Below are 20,859 nucleotides of genomic sequence, written 5' to 3' on the forward strand. Positions count from 1 at the left end.
GACTCGCTAACGGCTACACCCGTCGGACCGCTCAGCGCTCGCCGCGCGGTAGAGGCGCTGTGGCTGATCGCCGTGTCGATGTGCTGTTGAGCGTGATGCCACAGAGGCATCAAGATGACTCTGTGGCATCACGCTCAAGGAGGCATCCGCTCCTACCGAGGTGACCGAGGGTCACCGCCGGCCGCCGGCTGCCTGCTCGACGCGACCGTCGGACGGCCGCTCAGCGGGTTGCCGCGCGGTAGAGGCGACTGACCGTCTCGGCGACGCAGACGGGCTTGTCGCCGCCGTCGCTGTTGACCGTCACCGCCGTGACCAGCTGCACCCCACCGCTGACGGGTGACACCTCGGCGATGACCGCGCTGGCACGTACGGCGGCGCCGACCCGCAGCGGCGCGGGAAAGCGCACCCGGTTCAGCCCGTAGTTGACGCCCATCGCGACGCCCTCCACGCGGTAGAGCTGGCCGGCCAGGGCCGGCACCAGCGACAGGGTGAGGAAGCCGTGCGCGATCGTGGCGCCGAAGGGACCGGCCGCCGCCCGTTCCGGGTCGACGTGGATCCACTGGTGGTCGTCGGTCGCGTCGGCGAACAGGTTCACGCGGTCCTGGTCGATCCGCTGCCAGGGGCCGGGGCCGAGGGTCTCGCCGACCGCGGCGGTCAGCTCGTCGACGGAGGTGAAGACGCGCATGCGGTTGTCCTTAGTGCTGAAGGGTGCCTGACGCACAAACTAGCGGTGATAGTTAACGCCGTCCAGAGCAGACGCCGGCGCTCAGCGTTCGGAGGCGAGGCCGACGTGCTGTTCGGTGGCGAACGCGCGGGCCAGCTCGGTCCGGGAGCGGATGCCCAGCCGGTGGAAGACGTTGCGCAGGTGATGGTCGACCGTCCGGGTGGACAGGAACATCCGGGCGGCGATCTCCCGGTTGGTGGCGCCCTCGGCGACGAGTCGGGCGATCCGGAGCTGCTGACCGGTCAGCAGCCGGGCCGCCGGCAGATCCGGCGGCCCGACCGACTCCCCGGCGGCGCGCAGCTCGGCCGTGGCCAGCTCGGCCCAGCGACCGACCCCGAGCAGGGTGAACGTCTCCCGGGCACGGTGCAGGTGCTCCCGGGCGTCCCGTGGTCGCCGGCTGCGCCGCAGGTCCTGTCCGAAGAGCAGCTCGGTCCGGGCCCGTTCGAACGCGCCGGCCTCCGTCGGGTGCAACCGCAGCGCCGTCCGGAACTCGCGCTCGGACTCGACGCCGCCCCGGGTCGCCAGCAGCGCGTGGCACCGGGCCGACAGCGCCCGGCGCAGCGGGCTCGCGGTGCTGCTCGCCCACCTGTCGAAGGCCGCCAGCGCGGCGGTCGCCGCCGGACGGTGTGGCAGGTGCGCGGCGGCCTCCACCAGGTACGGGGTGGCCATCACCTGGACGAGCACCTGACCCCGACCGGTGCCGAGCCGGGCCAGGGACGCCAGTCGGGTCGCCGCCTCGGCGTGCCGACCGTCGACGAGGTCCAGCACGGCCAGCGCCCATCCGGCGAGCGCGTGCGGTCGACTGCCCGGTGTGCACGTCGTACCGATCTCCCGGATCCGCCGCAGGCTGCTCTCGCGGTCGGCGCGTACGGCGGCCAGCACGGCGAGCATCCCCAGGTGGACGTCGGCGCAGTTGAACTGCCCGGTGGCACGCGCCACCCGCAGCCCCTCGCGGGAGGTCTCGGCCGCCGTCTCGTGCCGGCCCAGCCAGTACTCGGCGACCGCCCGCAGCTCCAACGCGCGGGACAGCATGGACAGTTCGCCGTGCTCGCGCGCCAACCCGACGGCACGCTCGGCGAGGCGGTGCGCGGCGCCGTCCACGGCCACCACCAGCCCGGCCGCCGCCGCACAGGCGAGCGCGGTCGGGGTCAGCTCCGGCCCGGCGAGGCGGCCACCCAGCACGACGGCCCGCCGCAGCGCGGGACCGGCCCGCTCGTGGTCGCCGCGCAGCGTGGCCGCCACCCCGGTGACGAGGCATCCGGTCAACTCCACGGCCGGCGGGTCGTCACGCTGGCGGAGCGCGTCGGCGCGCCGACCGACCTCCGCGTACCGGTACTGGTCGCCGGCGAAGCAGACGGCCTCACCGGCGCGCGCCAGCCCCTGGATGGCTCGGGCTCGGTCGACGCCGGCCACCGTTCGCGCGGCGGACAGCAGGGTGGCCGCAGCTCCGGTGGCATCCTCGCAGCGAAGGTCGATCTCGCCGCGCAACAGCCCGGCCTCGCCCTCGACGACCGGGTCCGCGCAGGTCGCGCGGAGGCGGTCGAGCAGGAGGCGGGCCTGGCCGGGTTGTCCGCCGGCCCAGGCGTAGCGGGCGGCGGCGAGCAGGCGGGCAGCGGCGGCGTCGGGGCGGTCGCTGAGCGCGGCGGCCCGGCACAGCGCCGCCGACGCCACGGCCCAGCCGGTGCGCCCCCCGGCCGCCGCCCGCTCCAGCTCGACGGCGAGGGCCGGATCGGCGCCCGCGGTCGCGTCGGCGAGGTGCATCGCCCGGCGTAACCGCTGGCCGAGCGGATCGAGTACACCGGCGAGCAGCCGGTGCGCGGCCCGTCGCTGCGCGAGTGGGGCAGCGGCCGCCACCATCGCGCGGGCCAGGGGCTGCGCGAACGTGACGCCTCCCGACTCGACGCGGACCAGCCCGGCGGCCTCGGCCGGGGCGAGCGCCTCGATGGCCATCCCAGCGGCGTCGGCCGCACGGACCAGGGTCGCCGCGTCGTCCGACTCGTCGAGCGCCGCGAGCAGCAGCATCCGGCACGTGTCCGGCGGCAGCCGGTCGAGACGGGCCCGGTAGGAGCGCCCCAGCGCGCCGTCGGCCGGCGGCGCGGCCGGAAGCGGTTCCTCCCCGCGCCACTGCGCCGGGGTGAGCACGTCGGCAAGGTCCACGAGCGCCTGCGGGTTGCCGCCGCCGACCTCGGCGAGCGTGGCGGCGACCGGAGCGGCGGGCCGCTCGGACAGTCGGTCGGTGAGGACGGCGATGCTGTCCCGCTCGTTGAGCGGAGCCAGCCGGTGGGTCACGAGTCCGTCGACGGTGGCGGTGGCGTCCGCGGTGAGCAGGGCGACGACCGGCAACCGTCGCAGCCGGCGGGCCACGACCGCGAGCACCTGCATGGTCTGCGGATCGCCCCGGTCGACGTCGTCCATCGTGGCGAGCAGGGGACGCTCCCGGGCGGTCGCGGCGAGCAGCCCGAGGACGGCCACCGACAGGGCCAGTCGGCGCTCGGGCGGGCAGCCCTCCCCGTCCATGACCCGGTACAGCAGGCGGCGGCGCTCCTCGGGCAGGGCGGTCGCGCGGTCGCGCATCGGGTCCAGCAGGCGTTGCAGGCCGGCGTACGGCAGCATCGCCTCTTCCGGCAGCCCGGTCGCGGCCAGGACGGCGCAGTCCCTCGCGTACCGGTGGGCGAAGGAGATCAGCGCGGTCCGACCCGACCCCGGCTCGCCGTGCAGCAGCAGAGCGCCGCCACCGTCGGTGACGCCGTCCAGCAGGCTCCGGACGGCCGCGCACTGGTCGTCCCGGCCGCGTAGCACAGTTATTTGCACTCGTGATGCAGTAACCATGCGTCACAGTGTCACTCATCCATAAGCGGATGGAAAGAGGACAGGCCGGGATCAGTCGGCCGCGACCTCGGCCAACAGCGCACCCACCGTCCGGGTCATCACCGCGCGGGCCGCGTCCACCCCCAGACCGAGGCCGTAGCGCAGCATCGACCAGGCCGGCCACATGCTCGCCGCCACCACCGCGTTGAGCACCTGGCCGCGCTCGCGCCCGGCGCGCGCCAACTCGGTGGCGAAGAGCTGCTCGACCTCGTCGCGAACCCGGTCCACGTGCTTGACGCGGTTGCGGCGCAACTGCTCGGAAACCGGCTCGCGCATCTGCGCGGCCCGCGCCGACGGCGCGATGAGCTGGAGCAGCCGCGCCCGCTGCCGGCAGTACGCGTCGACTCGCTTGGCCAGCGGCAACGTGGTCGAGATCGGCCGGTAGGCGGCGTCCTGCTGTCGCAGCACCTCCGCGCCACTGGCCTCGAAGAGCGTCTCCATGTCCTTGAAGTTGGTCCAGAGCGTCCGCAGCGAGATGCCGGCCCGTTCGGCGATGCGCTCGCCGGTGGGGCGCAGGTCGCCCTCGGTGATGAGCGCCAGGTGCGCCTCGACGATGGCCGCCCGGGTGCGTTCGGCACGGGCCGTCCGTCCGTCGACCCGCGCCGGCGTCTCGACCCTGTTCATCCGCCCCCGCCCCCTCACCGCCACGGTGTCGTCCGGCTCTGCGACGAGTCTAGACAGGCGATGATCGGGACACTGCGCGTACGCGTGGGCGGCGTCATCCGGGCCGGCCGGATTGCATTCACGGTGCAAATAGTATGAGGGCCGTCCGGTATCGGTCAACGCCCGCCAGCGGTGAGTGACGCGCACCCACGCATGGTCGTACGACCCGGACGTGGTCACCCCGGGCCGTACGACCACAAGACGCGGGTCAGGAGGCGGTCGGCACCCCGTTCGCGGGCGGCGCGACCGGCGCGGCCGTGTACTCCTTGACCGGCCCGTCCCGCTCGTCGGTCTCGTACGTGGGCCCGAAGTAGCTCTGGACTCCCCCGCTCACCCGGCTCAACCGCTGCCCGCCGTACCCGGAGTGGTCGTCGGCGGCGAAGCGCAGCGGCGCGAGGCCGGGGCCCTGGAAGCCACCCTTCTCGACCGCGTCGACGACCTTCTCGCGGGTGACGTCCTTGCCGGCGGCGAGCAGCGCCTGCACGAACAGGTACCCGACAGACATGCCGTAGACGGTGTTGCCGTCGAACGGCGCGTCTCCGTTGTGCGACTTGTTAATCTTCGTGAAGAGCTGGATCCACGGGTTCGCCGTGTCGTTCTGCATCGGCAGGTAGTTGGTGCCGACCATGCCCTCCAACAGCGGCGCGGCCGCGCCGAGCTGCTTGGCCAGGGTGGGCTGGTCGGCGCCGACGTTGGACACCAGCCACTGTGGCTTGAAGCCCAGCCGTGCGGCGGTGCCGATGGACAGCGCGGTGAAGCCGGGCACGGTCGCCAGCACGACGACCTGACAACCGCCCGCCTTGAAGGCGCCGATCTGCGGGGCGACGTTGGTGTTGCTGGTGACGTACGTCTGCTTGACCGCGACCGCCCCGGCGCCGAGGACCTTCTCCACGCCGGCCAGGCTGTCACGCCCGAAGTCGTCGTCCTGACCGAGGAAGCAGACCTTCTGGCCAGCCAGGTTCGACTTCGCGTAGTTGGCGAGGATCTTGCCCTCGACCGTGTAGTCGGGGTTGAAGCCGAACGTGCCGGGATAGGTGTCGGGCTGGTCCCAGCTCCGGCTGCCGGAGGCGACGAAGAGGTCCGGCACCCGGTTGCTCTTGAGGAAGTCGAGCACACCACTGTGCGTCGGCGTGCCAAGGCCGTTGAGGATGGCGAAGACCTTGTCCTGCAACACGAGCTGGCGTACCACCTGCTGGGTGTTCGCCGGGTTGTAGCCGTCGTCCATGACCTTGTAGGTGATCTTCCGGCCGTGCACGCCGCCGTTGGCGTTGACGTAGTCGAAGTACGCCTTCGTCGCCGGCGCGATCTTGGAGTAGCCGGCCGAGGCCGGCCCGGTGAGCGGCATGTGGGTGCCGACGACGATCTCGGTGTCGGTGACCCCCGGCACCGACCTCCCGCCGGAGGCGGGACCGTCGTCGCCGCCACAGCCAGCGACGGCGATGAGCAGAACGATGGAGCTGGCGATCGCGAGACCGCGTCGCGCCATAGGGTGCATGGGAGACACCGACCTTTCTCGGTCCGGTTGGGTGGGAGCGGTGTGGTGGGTGGAACGCCCGGCCAAGGCCGGGCCCGGAAAACAGCTCAGGAACGTCGCGCCGGCCACCGGGCCAGCAGCGCCCGACCGAGGCGGGCCAGTAGACCCTGCACGCCGCCGGGCGCGGCGATCATCACGACGATCAACGTGATGCCGAAGATCGCCAGCGGAAGGTTGCCCTCCAGTCGCTGCGCCACCGCCGGTGAGAGGGTGAGCAGCTCGGTCACGGAATGGGTGAGATCGGGCAGGGCGACCAGCAGCACGGCCCCCCAGAGCGCGCCGGCGAGGCGACCGAGACCGCCGATCACCACGGCCATCAGCAGGAACAGCGACAGCGTCAGCGAGAACGCCCCGGGCGACACGCTCTGCGCCAGCACCGCGAGCAGGCCACCGCCGAGCCCCGCGGTCGCGGCGCTGACCACGAACGCGAGAACCTGGGTACGGGCCACGTGGATGCCCGCGAGTCGGGCCGCCACCTCGTCGTCGCGGACGGCCCGGAAGGTCCGCCCGTACCGGCTGCGGACCAGGTTCGCCAGCAGCAGCAGCGCAAGCAGCGTGGCAGCGCCGGAGACCCAGAGCTGCCACCGCTCGTACGGGAAGTAGGGGCCGAGCGCCAGCGGCGGTGGCTCCACCGGCACCGACAGCCCCTGCTCGCCGCCCAGGACGCCGTCGAAGGTGACGGCCAGTGCCGGCACGACGACGGCCACGGCGAGCGTCACTCCGGCCAGGTAGGGGCCGCGCAGCCGGGCCGCCGCCACACCGACCACCGCGCCGACCAGGACCGTGCCCAGCACCGCCGCGAGCAGCGCCAGCGCCAACAACCAGCCGCCGGTCCACCCCCGGTCCAGGAACGCGTTCTGGGACAGCGCCACCGTGTACGCCCCGGTCGCCATCAACGCGCCGTGCCCCAACGAGAGCTGCCCGTTGAGCCCGGTGAGGACGGTCAACCCGGCGGTGGCGCAGAGGTACGCCGCGATCGTGGCGAGCTGGAAGTTGCGGAACGGCTCGACGGCGTTGCTGACCGCCACCAGCAACGCCCCCACGGCGAGCGCCACGGCCAGGTGCCGCAGCAGGGTGGAGCCCCGTCGCGGCTCGGGCGGGCGGCCACCGGTGTCGGCCGGCCGGTGCTTCGGCGGCAGGGCCGCCCGGGTCGCGCTCACACCCGCCTCGCCGCGACCGGGGCGAACAGCCCACCGGGCCGCACCAGCAGCACCGCCAGCAGCAGGACGAGCACCGCCAGCGGGGTGAGGTCGCTGCCGGCGTACCCGCTCACGTAGGAGAGCAGCAGCCCCACCGCGAGGCCGCCGACGACCGCCCCCGGTGGACTGTCCAGCCCACCCACCACCGCCGCGGTGAACGCCGAGACGAACACCAGGTCCATGGCGTGCGGGTGCAGGCCCAGCTCGGTGGGGATGACCAGCATCGCGGCGAGCGCGCCCACGCCCGAGGCCAACGCCCAGCCGAGCGTCAACATGCCGCCGACGTTCACCCCGAGCAGTCGGGAGACCTCCGGCGCGAACGCCGCCGCGCGCATCCGCAACCCGATCGAGGTACGGGCGAACATCCAGCCCAGCCCGCTCACCACCACGGCGATCGTGGCGAAGACGAACAGGTCGTACGGCGACAGCACGGCGATCCCGCCGACGGTGAGGGCGGACCGGCTGAACGGGACCTCGGCGGGGCGGAACTCGTTGCCGTACACCATGCCCAGCACCGCCTGGATCAGCAGCACCAGACCGAGCGCGACGATGACCGGGTTGAGCGGCGACGCGTGGTCGACGTGCCGCATCACGACCCGGTCCACCAGCGCCCCGAGCAGCAGGCCGGCGACGATCGCGACGACGAAGCCGAGCCAGTAGACGCCCGTCGCGGCGGACACCGAGTACGCGACGTACGCGGCGGCGACGGCCATCGCGCCCTGGGCGAAGTTCACGACCCGCGCGGCCCGCCAGATGAGCACCAGCGCGAGCGCGAACGCGGCGTACACCGCGCCCCGGGACAGACCGTCGACGGTGAGGAAGACGAAGCGGTCCAACTGTTCTCCCTCCAGGGACATCCGGTGCTGGTCAGAAACCGAGGTACGCGTGGCGCAGGTCGACGTCGTCCCGCAGCGTCGCCGCCGGGGCGGCGATCACCACCTGGCCGAGGGACATCACGACGCCCTGGTCGGCGACGGCGAGTGCGCTCCGCACGTTCTGCTCGACCAGCAGCACGGTCAGGCCGGTCCGGTCGCGCAACTGGCGCAGCAGGGCCATGATCCGGGCGACCACCCGGGGCGCCAGGCCCAGCGACGGCTCGTCCAGCAGCAGCAGGCGCGGCCGCCCGACCAGCGCCCGGCCGAGCGCGAGCATCTGCCGTTCACCACCGGAGAGCTGGTGGCCGAGGTGACGACGACGCCGCGCGAGGGGCTCGAACAGCTCGTAGACCTCGTCCAGGGCGCGGCCGGCGTCCGCCCGGTCGCGTCGCCACAGCCCACCGAGCCGCAGGTTCTCATCGACCGTCAGCTCGCCGATCACGCCCCGACCCTCCGGGACGTGCGCCATCCCGCGCCGTACGAGCTGTTCCACCGGCGTACCCCGCAGGTCTTCCCCAGCGAGGACGACCTGGCCGGCGGCCGGCCGGATCATGCCGGAGAGCGCCCGCAGCAGCGTCGTCTTGCCGGCGCCGTTGGCGCCGACGACGGCGGCGATGGTGCCGGCCGGCACGGTGAGGTCGACGGCCCGCAGCACCGGTGCGGCCCCGTAACCGGCCACCAGCCCCCGGACCACGAGCAGATCCGACGCGCTTGCTGAGTCTTCTTTCGTTCGCGACTGCGGGGCTCGCAAACCCGGCTCACTCCTCGCGCTCACGGTGCGGGCTCCTCGACGAGGGCGCCCAGGTAGGCGTCGGTGACCGCCGTGTCGTCGCGGATCTCGTCCGGCGGCCCGGTGGCGATCACCCGACCGAAGTCGAGGACCACGATCTCGTCGCAGACGTCCATCACCAGGTCCATGTGGTGCTCGACGAGCAGCACCGCGCACGGGTCGACGTCCCGCCGGGGCAGCCGCCGGATCAGGTCCGCCAGCTCGGCGATGTCGTCGGCGCCGAGACCGCCGGCGGGTTCGTCGAGCAGCAACAGCCGGGGTCGCGCGGCGAGCGCGCGGGCCAGGGCGACCCGCTGGCGTACGGCGAAGGGAAGCGTGCCCGGCGCGGCCTCGGCATGCTCGGCGATGCCCAGATCGTCCAGGACGTCCAGGGCGTGTCGGCGGAGCCGGCGCTCGTCGCGGTCGCTGCGCGGCAACCCGAACAGCGCCGCCGCGAAACCCGCACGGGCGGTGTGGGACGCGCCGGTCATCACGTTCTCCACCACGCTGAGCCCCGCGAAGAGCCCGGTCCCCTGGAGGGTCCGGGCGATGCCGAGCCGGGTCAACCGGTGGGGCTGGGGTCGCAGCGGCCGACCGTCGAGGGTGAGCGAGCCCGTCTGCGGTGTGACGAAGCCGCAGACCACGTTGAACAGGGTGGTCTTGCCGGCGCCGTTGGGCCCGATCACCCCGACCACCCGGGAGGGTGGCACCCGGAGCGAGACGTGGTCGAGGGCGGTGAGGCCGCCGAAACGGACGCCGATGTCGTGCAGTTCGAGGCCGCGCTCCATGCACCCATCCCTCTGCCGTGGCGGGTGTTATTTACACTCGCAGTGTACGTTTCTCGGTGATCGCGTCAAGACCCTTCGATACGCCCGAACGGCCGGGACGGCCGCCGTGGGGCGACCGTCCCGGAGGCGCGCGCTCAGGCGCTCGGGCAGGTGTTGCGGTACTCCTCGATCTGCGACCCGCTGGGGCCTGGGCAGAGGAACTGCTCGTAGCGGGTGTCGTCGTCGACGAACCGCTTGAGCCAGGCCACCATCTGCCGCGCGGTCGGGGTGTTGACCGTCTGCGGGAAGAAGTGGCTCGCCCCGTTCAACTCCAGGTAGGCCTTCTCGGCCGACGACGGGATGCTGTTGTAGAACGGCACCGAGTGCGTGGCGACCGGCGCGACGGTGTCGCTCTCACCGCCGATGATCAGCGTCGGCACGCGCAGCTCGGACCAGCTCTTGTCCGTGTTCCAGGGTGCGAGGGGCACTGCGGCCTGCAACGACGGTCGGGACGAGGCCGCCTCCAGGCTGCCTCCGCCGCCCATCGAGTGGCCGGCCACCGCGAGCCGGCTGCTGTCGATCCGGCTCCGCACCGAGCTGCGCTGGGTGAGGTAGTCCAGCGCGGCGAGCAACTGCCGACCCCGGCTGTCCGGCTGGTCGAGCCGGGTGATGGTCTCGATGCCGATCACCACGAAGCCGTGCGAGGCGATCCTCGGGCCGAGCCAGCTGATGCTGGACCAGGCGGCGGTGTAGCCGGGCGAGATGGCGACGGCGCCGAAGGTGCCCTCGCTGGTACTGGTCGGGTAGTAGATGACCCCGCCGCCGAAGCCGGTGACGCTCAGCGACGACACGCTCTGCGACGCGGTGGCGAAGGGGCCGCGGCTGGCCTCCAGGATCGCGGTGGTCGGGTCGGGACCCCGGTCGTACGGGCCGGCCGCCTGGGCGGCACCCGTCGGTCCGACGAGGACACCGACGACGAGCAGGGTGGCGGCCAGCGCGAGCCGGGCGGCTCGGGCGGGCAGGGAACGGGGACGGGTGGTGGTTGGTGACGGCACGTCGGGCACTCCCTAGAGTCGAGCAATATCGACATTCGTCAGTGTCATTCGCCCGGGTCGGCCGGCGCATCGGTGAAATCACCAGTCCCGGATTTATCGTGCGTTTCGACCCTCAAGGCAGGGGTAGGGGTGCAGGGGCCTGCTCAAACGCTCCAGCGAGAGGTTCGCCCAGTGGATTCCAGCAAGCCCGCCGAGGCGGTCAAGAACGTCGTGAAGACCGCCTCCGAGAAGATCGCCGACGCCCTCACGCCGGACGTACCGGGCGCACCCGGCAGCGCACCGCCCACCGTCGAGGAGCCGACCGCGCCGCACGACCCGCTGCCGCCCAGGCCCGAACAGGGCGCGCCGCAGACGCGCACGCCCACCGGCGCCGAGACCGGCGCGCCGGCGACCGCGAACGGCCAGCAGGGCGCGTACCTGACGACGGCGAACGGGGCCCGGCTGCGCGACACCGACCACTCGCTCAAGGCCGGCCCCCGGGGACCGGTCCTGCTCCAGGACCACCACCTGCGCGAGAAGATCACGCACTTCGACCACGAACGAATCCCCGAGCGCGTGGTGCACGCGCGGGGCGCGGGCGCGCACGGGGTGTTCACCGCCTACGGCACCGCCGAGGCGGTCACCCGAGCCGGCTTCCTCAAGAAGGGACGGGAGACGGAGGTCTTCGTACGGTTCTCCACCGTCCTCGGATCGCGCGGCTCGGCCGACACCGTCCGGGACACCCGGGGCTTCGCCACCAAGTTCTACACCGACGAAGGCACCTTCGACCTGGTCGGCAACAACATGCCGGTCTTCTTCATCCAGGACGCCATCAAGTTCCCGGACATCATCCACGCGGCGAAGCCGCACCCGGACCGGGAGATCCCCCAGGCGCAGAGCGCGCACGACACGTTCTGGGACTTCGTCTCGCTGCACACCGAGGCGCAGCACCACACCATCTGGAACATGTCCGACCGGGGCATCCCGCGCTCGTACCGGACCATGGAGGGCTTCGGTGTGCACACCTTCCGCCTGGTCAACGAGGCCGGGGAGACGGTGCTGGTCAAGTTCCACTGGAAGCCGAAGCTCGGCGTGCACTCCCTGACCTGGGAGGAGGCGCAGATGCTCGGCGGCATCGACCCCGACTTCCACCGCCGGGACCTCTACGACGCGATCGAGGCGGGCGCGTTCCCCGAGTGGGAACTCGGCATCCAGGTCTTCCCCGACACCCCCGAGGAGACCTTCGCCGGCATCGACCTGCTGGACGCCACGAAGATCGTCCCGGAGGAGTTGGCGGAGGTGCAGCCGGTCGGCCGGCTGGTCCTCAACCGGACGCCGACGAACTTCTTCGCCGAGACCGAGCAGGTCGCCTTCCACCTCGGCCACCTGCCGCCGGGCATCGACGTGACGAACGATCCGCTGCTGCAGGGGCGGCTCTTCTCGTACCTCGACACGCAGCTCACCCGCCTCGGCGGGCCGAACTTCACGCAGATCCCGATCAACCGTCCGCACGCGGCCGTCAACGACATGCTGCGCGACGGTTTCCACCAGCACGCCGTGCACGCCGGAGTGGCGCCGTACCGGCCGAACTCCCTCGACGGCGGCAACCCCTTCGAAGCCGGCGACGCCGAGCACGCCTTCGTCGACGTACCGGTGACGGTGGCGCAGGCGCCCAAGGTCCGCGCGAACCCCGCGTCCTTCGACGACCACTACAGCCAGGTACGGCTGTTCTGGCTGAGCATGTCGCCGGTCGAGCGGGAGCACATCATCCGGGCGTACACCTTCGAGCTGGGCAAGTGCTACCACCAGGCGATCAAGGAACGCCAGCTGCAGTGCCTCGCCAACATCGACGCGGTGCTGTGCGAGCAGGTGGCCACCGGGCTGGGGCTGCCCGCGCCGCAGCCCACGGTGACGCCCTCCGACGTCACGCCGAGCCCGGCCCTGTCGCAGGTCGGCGGGGAGTGGCCGGCCGACGGCCGCACTGTCGGGATCGTCGTCGACCCCGACGGTGACCTGGACGACGTCGACGAGGTCCGCCGAGCCGTCTTCGACGCCGGCATGGTGCCGCTGCTGATCGCCCCCCACGGTGGCCTGGTGGGCGACCTGCCCGTCCAGCGGACCTTCGCCACCGGTCGGTCGGTCGAGTTCGACGCGCTCCTGCTGGCCGGGGCGCCGGTACCCGCGCCCGACGCGCTGGCCGCCCGCGACGCCAAGGCGGGCCGGCCGGACGCGTCGACCGTCGACCCGCGTGTGCTGCTCCTCGTCGAGGAGTGCTGGCGGCACGCCAAGGCGATCGGCGCGTGGGGCGCCGGTGTCACCGTGCTGGAGCAGGCCGGGGTGGCCGGCACCCCCGGCATCGTGGCCGCCGGCTCCGGCGCCGAGGCGCTGACCGGGGTGCAGCGGTTGATGGCCGCGCACCGGGTCTGGGAGAGGTTCCCCGCCTCGGTCGGCTGATCCGACATCGACGAGGGCCGTCCCCCACTTCGGCGGGTGGGCGGCCCTCGTCAGTCCATTACCGGATCATGACAATTCGAGGATCAGGCGCGGATATCCCGCTGGCACCTTCTGCTGAGTGATCCAAGAGCTGTCTCGCACCGAGCCACGACCGGGCGGGTACGACCCCAACGCGCGCGTCCGGTTCCGTCACCGGCGGCAGGCCGACACCGGCGGACCGCAGCGTGTGCAGTGGGCCGACGCCGCGAAGGGCGTGTGCATCGTCCTCGTCGTCGGATGGCACGTCGTCGTCAAGGACTACCTGCGGATCGACTGGCACGTGGGCGTACCCGTGCCGGGCCTGTGGGGCACGCTGGGTGAGCAGTTGCTGCCGCTGCGCATGCCGCTCTTCTTCACCATCAGCGGCCTCTTCGCGGCCAACGCCGTACAGCGGCCCTGGCGTGCCGTCGCCCGGGGCCGCATCGCGGGGTTCCTCTACCTGTACGCCCTCTGGCTGCTCATCCACACGGCGGTCCTGGCCGTGGCGCCGGACTTCCCGACCGACCGGGCCACGTCCGCCCTCGGTCTGCTGGCGCAGCTGACCGTCACGCCCTCGAACCTCTGGTACCTGTACGCCCTGGCGCTCTACTTCACGCTCGCCAAGGCGACCCGTCGGCTGCCCCGGTCGCTGGTCGTCGTACCCGCCGCGGTGTTGTCCGCCGTCACCGCCGCCGGCCTGCTGGCCACGCCGGGCAACCGGGCCGGCCTCTATGCGAACCTGATCTTCTTCCTGGCCGGCCTGTACCTGCGGCCCCACATCCAGCGGTGGGCCGCCACCGCCACCCGGCGTCGACTGGCGCTGACCGGCGGGGCGTACGCCCTCGCGCTCGCCGTGATGGCGGCGGCCGGCGCGCAGCGGTGGTTCGGCGTCTGGCCGGCGGTCTCCGTCGTCGCGGTGGCCTTCGGCGTCACCGCCGCCGCCCGGCTGGTCCGGTGGCCCGCTCTCGGCGACCGGCTGGCCGCGCTCGGGCGTATCACGTTGCCCATCTACGTCATCCACATGCCGCTGCTGGCGCTGCTGCACCGCCTGCTGGCCGCCCCGGTCTCCGAGCTGGACGCGGGCGCTCAGGGCCTGATCGTGCTGGGCTACCCGATCCTGCTGACCGCGCTCGTCGCCGGGCTGAGCCTGGCCGTGCACCGCGCGCTGCTGGCGGCGCACGCCCGGTGGCTGTTCGCGCTTCCCGGGACGCGTCGAGAGGCGGTCGCCGGATGAGCGCGTTGGCCGAGGCGGTGGTCGACCTCGGGGCGATCGCCGACAACGTGCGGAGGATCGCCGCCGTCACCGGCACGGAGCTGATGGCGGTGGTGAAGGCCGACGGGTTCGGCCACGGCTCGGCGCCGGTCGCCCGGGCCGCGCTACGCGCCGGCGCCACCTGGCTGGGTGTGACCTCGACGGCCGAGGCGCTGGCCCTGCGCGCCGCGGGCATCACCGCCCCCACGTTGAGCTGGCTGCACCGCCCGGACGACGACTTCGCCGGGTTGATCCTCGCGGGCGTCGACGTGGGCGTCTCGACGATCACCCACCTGCACGCGCTCGCCGACGCGGCCCTGCGGGTCGGCGTGCCCGCGACGGCGCAGCTCAAGGCCGACACGGGCCTCACCCGCAACGGCGCCGGCCGCGACGACTGGCCCGACCTGGTGGCCTGGGCGCGCAAGTACGAGGTCGAGGGCACGGTCCGGGTACGCGGCGTGTGGTCCCACCTCGCCGACGCGGACGTACCGGGCGCGCCCGCGCTGGCCGCTCAGGTGCGGACGTTCGCCGAGGCGCTGCGCGTCGCCCGGACCGCCGGCCTCGACCCCGACCTCGTCCACCTGGCCAACTCGGCGGCGGCGCTGTCCGCGCCCCGGACCCGCTTCGACCTCTGCCGGATCGGGTTGGCCCTCTACGGCGTCGACCCGTTCGGCGCGGTCGGTCCCGGGGCGTTCGGGCTGCACGCCGCCCTGACGCTGCGCACGACCGTGGTGAACGTGAAGCGGGTGCCGGCCGGCACCGGCGTCTCGTACGGGCCGGAGCACGTGACCGCCGCCCCGACGACGCTGGCGCTGCTGCCGCTCGGCTACGCCGACGGGCTGCCCCGCGCCAGCGAGGGCCGGGCCGAGGTCTGGCTCGGCGGCCGACGCTGCCCGGTGGTCGGGCGGATCGCCATGGACCAGTGCGTGGTCGACGTGGGCGACCTGGCGGTGCGGATCGGCGACCCGGTCGTCGTGGTCGGCACGGGACGCGACGACGACGCGCCGACCGTCACCGAGTGGGCGCGCTGGGCCGGCACCAACCCGCACGAGATCTTGACCGGAATCGGGGCGCGGGTGGGCCGCGTCCATCTCCACGAAAGGGCGGACGTCGCATGTTGACGCGACTGGCAGTGCTGTACGGCGGGCGAAGCGGCGAACACGAGGTGTCGCGGCGCTCGGGGGCCGCCATCCTCGCCGGTCTGGACCGGGAGCGGTACCAGGTCACCGAGGTGCTCATCGACACCGACGGCGGCTGGCACGTCGACGGTCGTCCGATGGGCCTGCCGCAGGCGTTGCGGGTGCTGCGCGCCCAGGACGTGGTGTTCCCGGCCCTGCACGGCCCGTACGGCGAGGACGGCACGGTCGCATCGCTGCTGGAATGGCTCGGCGTGCCGTACGTCGGCAACGGGGTGTTCGCCAGCGCGGCGGGCATGGACAAGGGCGTCACCAAGCGGCTGCTCGCCGCGGAGGGCCTGCGGGTCAGTCCGGGTGTGACCCTGCGGCCCGGGGAGACCCTGTCGCCGCTCGACCAGCAGCGGCTGGGCCTGCCGGTCTTCGTGAAGCCGGCGCGGGCGGGGTCCAGCCTGGGCGTGTTCCGGGTGACGGAGTGGTCGGCGCTGCCCGCCGCGCTCGCGCAGGCCCGGGAGGTCGACCCGAAGGTGCTCGTCGAACAGGGCGCGCACGGCCGGGAGATCGACATCGCCGTCCTGCAGCACCCCGACGGCCGGGTGCAGGCCGGTCCGCCGCTGGAGATCCGGGTCAGCGGCGCGGGCTTCTTCGACTACGACGCGAAGTACGACGGCGGGGCGGTCTTCCAGATCCCGGCCCAGCTCGACCCGGCCACCACCGAGGTGCTCCAGGACCGGGCCGTCCGCGCCTTCGAAGCCCTCGACTGCCGGGGGCTGCTGCGGGTCGACTTCTTCCTCCCCCACGAGGGCGCCGAGCCCATCGTCAACGAGGTCAACACGTTCCCCGGCTTCACCGCCGAGTCGCAGTTCCCGCAGATCTGGCAGCGGGCGGGCATCGAGTTTCCCGCCCTGCTCGACATTCTGGTCGCCGGCACGCTCACCGACCGGGCTCGAGTCCTCGCCCCGGGGCTGCCCCGGCCGGAACGGGCGGTCGATCTGGTGTGAGCGGCGTCGCCCCGGTCACTCGATGGGGCAGGACCAGGGCGGCCGGGTGCCGTCCGAGCCGACGAGGGTGACCGGGGCGGAACTGACCTGCTGGCCGGCGAGCGCCACGGTGCAGATGATCTGGTTGGCCGCGAGGGTGGACAGCGGGAGTACGGCGCCCTTGACCCGCACCGTGATGCCGGGCTCGTCGGTGCTCGGCGTCATGCTCACCGGCGCGGCGTCGGCCGGCACCTCGCTGGTGAACCCGGCGCTCCGCTCGGCCTCGGTGGGACCGGCCGCGAGCAGCACGAGCGTGTCCACCGGTGACTCGGGCACGCTCTTCGCCGGTCGGACGACCAGGGCCAGCTCGCCGTCCGCGATCAGGTAGAGGCCCCCGCCCGCGGACGGTCCGCTCACCGCGGAGCGGCCCGTGATGACGTCGCTGGGCCGGACTCCGCAGCCGGCCGTGAGCAGCGCGACCAGCAGCGCGACGGCGAGCAGCGCCCGCGTCCCGCGACGGCGGCTCACCGTACGCCTCCGGCGTCCGCGGCTGTCCGTACGCCTCCGGCGTTCGCGGTCTCGGACGCCACCCGGGGCAACCGAAGCGTGAACACCGCCCCGCCCTCCGGGTGGTTGCCCGCCACCAGGCTCCCCGACCGCCCGGCATACCGGTGCAGGCGCGCGTTCTCCCACGCGATGGCAAGTCCGAGACCGCTGCCCTCCGAGCGGGTCCGGGCGGTGTCGGCCTTGTAGAGGCGGTCGAACACGTGCGGAAGCACTTCCGGGTCCAGACCCGGTCCCTGGTCGGTGACCTCGATCGTGAACCAGTCGGGTTCGGTGACCAGACGGACGGACACCGGTTCGGCGCCGTGCCGCAAGGCGTTGCCGACCAGGTTGGCGACGATGACGTCGAGCCGCCGGGGATCGAGCCGGGCGACGACACCGGACGGCAGATCCGCCCGTACCCGGTCCGCCCACCCCCGCAGCCGCAGCGTCGCGGTGACCGCCGCGGCGACGTCGACGTCGTCGAGGGCGAGCCGGGCGGTGCCGGAGTCGAACCGGCTGACCTCGATGAGGTCGTTGACGAGCTGGGTGAGGCTCTGCGTCTCCTGACTGACCAGCCGGGCCGCGCGGCCGGCGTCTCCCGGCAGCCGGTCCGCCTCCTCGTCGAGCACGTCGGTGACCGCCGTCATGGCGGCCAGCGGCGTACGGAGCTCGTGGGACACGTCGGCCACGAAGCGGCGCGCGTCGGCCTCCATCCGCCGCAGCTCACCGACCTGACGCTCGATGGTCGCGGCGGTGTCGTTGAAGGTGCGCGTCACGTCGGCCAGCTCGTCGACGCCCCGGACGGTCAGCCGGGTGGACAGGTCTCCCTCGCCGAGCCGGCGGGCCGCGCGACCCAGCTCGCGTACCGGCCGCAGCACCCCCTGGGCGGCCAGCAGGGCCAGCAGGACCGCGAGGATCAGGGAGAGCCCACCGGTCACCCACGCGAGGGTGGCGAGCCGCTCGATGCTCTGCTGCTCGGAGGCGAGGCTGCGCACCGAGTAGACCTCCACTCCGGACGCCACGCTCGTGCCGTCGGCCCGGTCGAGCCGGAGCTGCGTGCCGATGAGCAGCACCGGATGTCCGCCACGGTCGACGCGTTGCCAGGCGATCTGACCGCGCGCCACCTCCTGCCGCAGCTGCGGGGTGAGCTGTTCGGCGCCCTCGCCGCCCGACGACCACCGCCCCCGGTAGTGCACGACGGCGTAGCTGTCCCGGTCGGAGAGCCTCCCCGCCAACAGGCTCATCTCCTCCTCGCCGGGCGGCAGGCTCAGCACCGGGTACACCTTCGAGAGCTGGTCGGTCAGTGAGGCCACCGCCGCGTCCTGCGCCTGCTGGAGGATGACGGTCCGCGCCTGGAAGTAGCTGCCGCTGGCCACCACCGCCGTGGTGGTCACGCCCAGCAGGGCGAACGCCAGGAGCAGCCGGGTGCGCAGGCCCAACGCCATGGCGCGGGCCCGGTGCCAGGGGGTCACAGCGGCCCGAACCGGTATCCGAAGCCGCGTACCGTCTGGATGTAGACCGGCGTCGAGGGCTCGTCCTCGATCTTGGCGCGGAGCCGCTGGACGCAGGCGTCCACCAACCGCGAGTCGCCGAGGTAGCCGTGCTCCCAGACGGCCTCCAGCAGTTGCTGGCGGCTGAGCACCTGGCCCGGCGTGTGCGAGAGTTCGAGCAACAGACGCAGCTCGGTCGGGGCCAGGCCGATCGGCACGCCGTCCTTGGTGACCACCAGCGCGGCACGGTCGATGGTCAGGGCGCCGTGCCGGTGCAGCCCGGGCCGATCGGCGCCGGGGCGCCGTGAGTCGCCGCCGGTGCGTCGCAGCACCGCGCGGATACGCGCCTCGAGCACCCGGGCCTGCACCGGCTTGACCACGTAGTCGTCGGCGCCCGCCTCCAGGCCCGCCACCACGTCCATGTCGTCGTTGCGCGCGGTGAGCATGATGATGGGCAGATCGCCGTCCTGCCGAATGCGACGGCAGACCTCGAACCCGTCCATGCCGGGCAGCATGATGTCGAGGACCACCACGTCGGACGCGCTCGTCCGCAGCCGCTCCAGACCCTGTTCACCGGTCGCCACGGCGACCACGGTGTGGCCCTGCCGGGTGAGCGCCAACTGCAGTCCGTCGCGGACCGTCTGGTGATCTTCGATCAGCAGGACCTGGGGCATGCCGTCAAGTATCCCATCACGTAGATTGTTCATATTTGTCGATGCTTCGCGCCGATCCGACGAACTCCACCGACCGGATCAGGAACGCCGCCACGCCCACCGCCAGCATCGTCGACGCGGTCGCCAGCAGGACGGCCAGGAACGGTCCCCACCGCAGTTCGGCGGCCAGACCGGGAACCAGCAACCGAACCGCCCAGACCAGTACGACCAGCCCCACCGCGGCCTCGACGAGAGCACGCCGGACCCGACCGGAGGCCGGCCCGGCGAGCGGACGGAGCGCGTCGCTGCCGGACCGGGCCGCCAACGCGGCCGCCGCCAGGCAGAACAGCGCCATGCTCAGCAGGACGCCCCCGAGCACGTCGCTGAACCGGTGCCATCCCGCGATCATGGTGGCCGCGCCGATCACCGAGACACCCGCCGCGCCGGGCACCACCAGCCACCGTCTGGCCGCGCCCGGCGCCGCCAGCAGGAACGCCAGCGCCAGGGCCGTCGCCACCGCGACGTGACCACTGGGGAAGCTGTTGTGGGTGGTCGAGTTCGGAACCGCGAGGTCCGGGCGGGGCAGCGCCGACTTCGCCACACCGGCTGCCAGCACCGCGGTGAGCACCATGCCGACGCCCACGACGCCGGGCAGCAGCCGACGGCCGAGCAGGCCCACCACCAGCACGGCGGTGAGCAGGACGGCCAGCGGCGCCGGCTGACCGAAGTGCCGCAGGACGACCGTGGCCGGACCGAACAGGCCGCCGGCCTGCTCGTAGCCCCCACCCCGCTCGGCGCGCGGCAGGAGCAGCCCGTCGACCCACTGACCGGGCTGGGTCCATACGAAGACCACGCCGACCAGACAGAGCGCGAGCAGGCAACAGACGCCCGCCGCGAGCAGCCGGAGTGCCGGTGGCGCGGCGGGCCGGCCGGGGGCCAGCGCGCGCGCCGGGCCGGGCGACAGCGCCGGTGGCGGTGGCACCGACGAGCGACCGATGGGGTACGACGATCCGTGGGACATGCGCCCATGCTCGGCCCGCCAGATCCGGGGGCTGTCCGTGGATTGTCTTGGTTCTGTCACAACCGAGGCTCGTACCGGAAAAACCCGGGCGATCCTCCCTGCGCGAACGTCCTGCCGCCAGCGCCGCCCGGACGTGAACCTTCATTCACATGCTTACATGCAACTATGTTTTACCTGGCCGAGACGAGCCGTCACTAAGATCAAGACGCCGATCGATGATTCTCGGCGGTGCGAAAACCATCCGGAGTGTTCGTGGGGAACCGGAAGGGGTTGGGCAATGAACGGGGTTTCGGTCGCTCCACTCGTCATCGGCATCGCGTCGTCACCGGCCGAGCGCCGGCAGTTGGCACGCCTGCTCGGCGGCAGCGACGCCTTCCTGATCGTCTCCAACGTCGAGCAGGCACGGGAGTTCCTCGGGGTGGGCGAACTGCCCCCCGTCGTACCTCCCCCGGCCCCGCCTGCACGGGCGGAGGTGGCGCGACGCCCGCAGCCGCCGCCCGACCTGAGCGTCGACTCCGACCGCCGCGTGCTGCGCTGGCGTGACCAGGAGATCGATCTGACCCGCCTGGAACACGACGTGCTGCTCTGCCTCGTCGACGCTCCCGGGCAGGTCTGGACGTACGAGCGGCTGCACCTCGAGGTCTGGGGCAACCGGCACCTGGGCCGCGGGTCCGACATGCACTCGGTCGTGCGTCGGGTACGCCGCAAGCTCGCCCGGCTCAACGCCGCCGCGACGATCCACGCGGTCCGTGGGGTCGGCTTCCGGCTCGCACCGATCTAGCTGCAACGCCGTTCAGTTAGGCGTTTCGGTGGGCTGTCAAGCGTGTCGTGGAGACGAAGCAGCGGAGCTCCGGTATAGAGGGTGGTCACTCTAAGACG

18 protein-coding genes are annotated in these 20,859 nt (G+C 72.9%); 5 read left to right on the plus strand and 13 right to left on the minus strand.

The genetic code is table 11. The features are described 5' to 3' along the window. Window positions 1-220: 220 nt before the first annotated feature. From ACIA3K_RS02850 to ACIA3K_RS02890, 9 genes are all read right to left on the minus strand, one after another. On the minus strand, window positions 221-685 hold the full coding sequence (locus tag ACIA3K_RS02850; protein WP_396798752.1) for a MaoC family dehydratase: 465 nt from the start codon (window positions 683-685) through the stop codon (window positions 221-223). Between the two features lie 81 nt (window positions 686-766). Then, the gene (locus ACIA3K_RS02855; RefSeq protein ID WP_396798753.1) at window positions 767-3,553 is read right to left on the minus strand and encodes an AAA family ATPase; all 2,787 of its coding nucleotides are present in this window, start codon (window positions 3,551-3,553) and stop codon (window positions 767-769) included. A gap of 51 nt (window positions 3,554-3,604) precedes the next feature. Further along, complete coding sequence (locus ACIA3K_RS02860) at window positions 3,605-4,216, minus strand: TetR/AcrR family transcriptional regulator (protein ID WP_396798755.1); 612 nt, start codon at window positions 4,214-4,216, stop codon at window positions 3,605-3,607. A gap of 247 nt (window positions 4,217-4,463) precedes the next feature. Next, window positions 4,464-5,750 carry an ABC transporter substrate-binding protein gene (locus ACIA3K_RS02865; protein ID WP_396798757.1) on the minus strand — a complete coding sequence of 429 codons (1,287 nt, stop codon included), beginning with the start codon at window positions 5,748-5,750 and terminating at the stop codon, window positions 4,464-4,466. An 86-nt stretch (window positions 5,751-5,836) separates the two neighbouring features. Next, window positions 5,837-6,949, minus strand: a complete 1,113-nt coding sequence (locus tag ACIA3K_RS02870) for a branched-chain amino acid ABC transporter permease (RefSeq protein WP_396798758.1) — start codon at window positions 6,947-6,949, stop codon at window positions 5,837-5,839. Next, the gene (locus tag ACIA3K_RS02875; protein WP_357392894.1) at window positions 6,946-7,824 is read right to left on the minus strand and encodes a branched-chain amino acid ABC transporter permease; all 879 of its coding nucleotides are present in this window, start codon (window positions 7,822-7,824) and stop codon (window positions 6,946-6,948) included. The genes ACIA3K_RS02870 and ACIA3K_RS02875 overlap by 4 nt, the downstream gene beginning before the upstream one ends. A 31-nt stretch (window positions 7,825-7,855) precedes the next feature. Next, window positions 7,856-8,563 (minus strand): ABC transporter ATP-binding protein, encoded by a 708-nt coding sequence (locus ACIA3K_RS02880; protein WP_396798816.1) that lies wholly within the window; start codon window positions 8,561-8,563, stop codon window positions 7,856-7,858. Between the two features lie 71 nt (window positions 8,564-8,634). Next, on the minus strand, window positions 8,635-9,420 hold the full coding sequence (locus tag ACIA3K_RS02885; protein ID WP_396798760.1) for an ABC transporter ATP-binding protein: 786 nt from the start codon (window positions 9,418-9,420) through the stop codon (window positions 8,635-8,637). 134 nt (window positions 9,421-9,554) lie between these two features. After that, window positions 9,555-10,454, minus strand: coding sequence for an alpha/beta hydrolase family protein (locus ACIA3K_RS02890; protein WP_396798761.1), 900 nt, complete (start codon window positions 10,452-10,454; stop codon window positions 9,555-9,557). A 171-nt stretch (window positions 10,455-10,625) separates the two neighbouring features. Here ACIA3K_RS02890 and ACIA3K_RS02895 point away from each other — a divergent pair, with 171 nt between their 5' ends. The 4 genes from ACIA3K_RS02895 (at window position 10,626) to ACIA3K_RS02910 (ending at window position 16,291) form a co-directional block, all read left to right on the plus strand. Next, window positions 10,626-12,887, plus strand: coding sequence for a catalase (locus tag ACIA3K_RS02895; RefSeq protein ID WP_396798763.1), 2,262 nt, complete (start codon window positions 10,626-10,628; stop codon window positions 12,885-12,887). A 118-nt stretch (window positions 12,888-13,005) separates the two neighbouring features. Beyond that, entirely contained in the window at window positions 13,006-14,139 is a 1,134-nt protein-coding gene (locus ACIA3K_RS02900; RefSeq protein ID WP_396798764.1) for an acyltransferase family protein, read from the plus strand. Next, a complete protein-coding gene (gene alr / locus ACIA3K_RS02905) occupies window positions 14,136-15,278 on the plus strand; it encodes an alanine racemase (RefSeq protein WP_396798765.1) in 1,143 nt (380 codons plus the stop codon). The genes ACIA3K_RS02900 and alr overlap by 4 nt, the downstream gene beginning before the upstream one ends. Beyond that, on the plus strand, window positions 15,272-16,291 hold the full coding sequence (locus ACIA3K_RS02910) for a D-alanine--D-alanine ligase family protein (protein ID WP_396798767.1): 1,020 nt from the start codon (window positions 15,272-15,274) through the stop codon (window positions 16,289-16,291). The genes alr and ACIA3K_RS02910 overlap by 7 nt, the downstream gene beginning before the upstream one ends. A 15-nt stretch (window positions 16,292-16,306) precedes the next feature. On the opposite strand, the gene ACIA3K_RS02915 is transcribed toward ACIA3K_RS02910, so the two are convergent. The 4 genes from ACIA3K_RS02915 to ACIA3K_RS02930 are packed head-to-tail and all read right to left on the minus strand — an operon-like array spanning window position 16,307 to window position 19,980. Beyond that, window positions 16,307-16,798: a hypothetical protein gene (locus ACIA3K_RS02915; protein ID WP_396798768.1), complete on the minus strand. Its 492-nt coding sequence runs from the start codon at window positions 16,796-16,798 to the stop codon at window positions 16,307-16,309. Next, the gene (locus ACIA3K_RS02920; RefSeq protein WP_396798770.1) at window positions 16,795-18,288 is read right to left on the minus strand and encodes an ATP-binding protein; all 1,494 of its coding nucleotides are present in this window, start codon (window positions 18,286-18,288) and stop codon (window positions 16,795-16,797) included. Before ACIA3K_RS02920 ends, ACIA3K_RS02915 begins: the two co-directional genes overlap by 4 nt. Then, window positions 18,285-18,980 carry a response regulator gene (locus tag ACIA3K_RS02925; RefSeq protein ID WP_396798771.1) on the minus strand — a complete coding sequence of 232 codons (696 nt, stop codon included), beginning with the start codon at window positions 18,978-18,980 and terminating at the stop codon, window positions 18,285-18,287. The genes ACIA3K_RS02920 and ACIA3K_RS02925 overlap by 4 nt, the downstream gene beginning before the upstream one ends. 16 nt (window positions 18,981-18,996) lie before the next feature. Then, a complete protein-coding gene (locus ACIA3K_RS02930; protein ID WP_396798773.1) occupies window positions 18,997-19,980 on the minus strand; it encodes a phosphatase PAP2 family protein in 984 nt (327 codons plus the stop codon). Window positions 19,981-20,257: 277 nt separating this feature from the next. Here ACIA3K_RS02930 and ACIA3K_RS02935 point away from each other — a divergent pair, with 277 nt between their 5' ends. After that, complete coding sequence (locus tag ACIA3K_RS02935; protein WP_396798775.1) at window positions 20,258-20,761, plus strand: winged helix-turn-helix domain-containing protein; 504 nt, start codon at window positions 20,258-20,260, stop codon at window positions 20,759-20,761. The last annotated feature ends 98 nt before the right edge of the window (window positions 20,762-20,859 follow it).

Source organism: Micromonospora sp. NPDC051543 (genome assembly GCF_044454415.1).
GTDB lineage: Bacteria > Actinomycetota > Actinomycetes > Mycobacteriales > Micromonosporaceae > Micromonospora.

Coding starts and splice junctions, on each gene's coding strand:
- ACIA3K_RS02850 (WP_396798752.1), bottom strand. CDS start 685: ATGCGCGTCTTCACCTCCGTCGACGAGCTGACCGCCGCGGTCGGCGAG.
- ACIA3K_RS02855 (WP_396798753.1), bottom strand. CDS start 3,553: ATGGTTACTGCATCACGAGTGCAAATAACTGTGCTACGCGGCCGGGAC.
- ACIA3K_RS02860 (WP_396798755.1), bottom strand. CDS start 4,216: ATGAACAGGGTCGAGACGCCGGCGCGGGTCGACGGACGGACGGCCCGT.
- ACIA3K_RS02865 (WP_396798757.1), bottom strand. CDS start 5,750: ATGCACCCTATGGCGCGACGCGGTCTCGCGATCGCCAGCTCCATCGTT.
- ACIA3K_RS02885 (WP_396798760.1), bottom strand. CDS start 9,420: ATGGAGCGCGGCCTCGAACTGCACGACATCGGCGTCCGTTTCGGCGGC.
- alr (WP_396798765.1), top strand. CDS start 14,136: ATGAGCGCGTTGGCCGAGGCGGTGGTCGACCTCGGGGCGATCGCCGAC.
- ACIA3K_RS02910 (WP_396798767.1), top strand. CDS start 15,272: ATGTTGACGCGACTGGCAGTGCTGTACGGCGGGCGAAGCGGCGAACAC.
- ACIA3K_RS02925 (WP_396798771.1), bottom strand. CDS start 18,980: ATGCCCCAGGTCCTGCTGATCGAAGATCACCAGACGGTCCGCGACGGA.
- ACIA3K_RS02930 (WP_396798773.1), bottom strand. CDS start 19,980: ATGTCCCACGGATCGTCGTACCCCATCGGTCGCTCGTCGGTGCCACCG.
- ACIA3K_RS02935 (WP_396798775.1), top strand. CDS start 20,258: ATGAACGGGGTTTCGGTCGCTCCACTCGTCATCGGCATCGCGTCGTCA.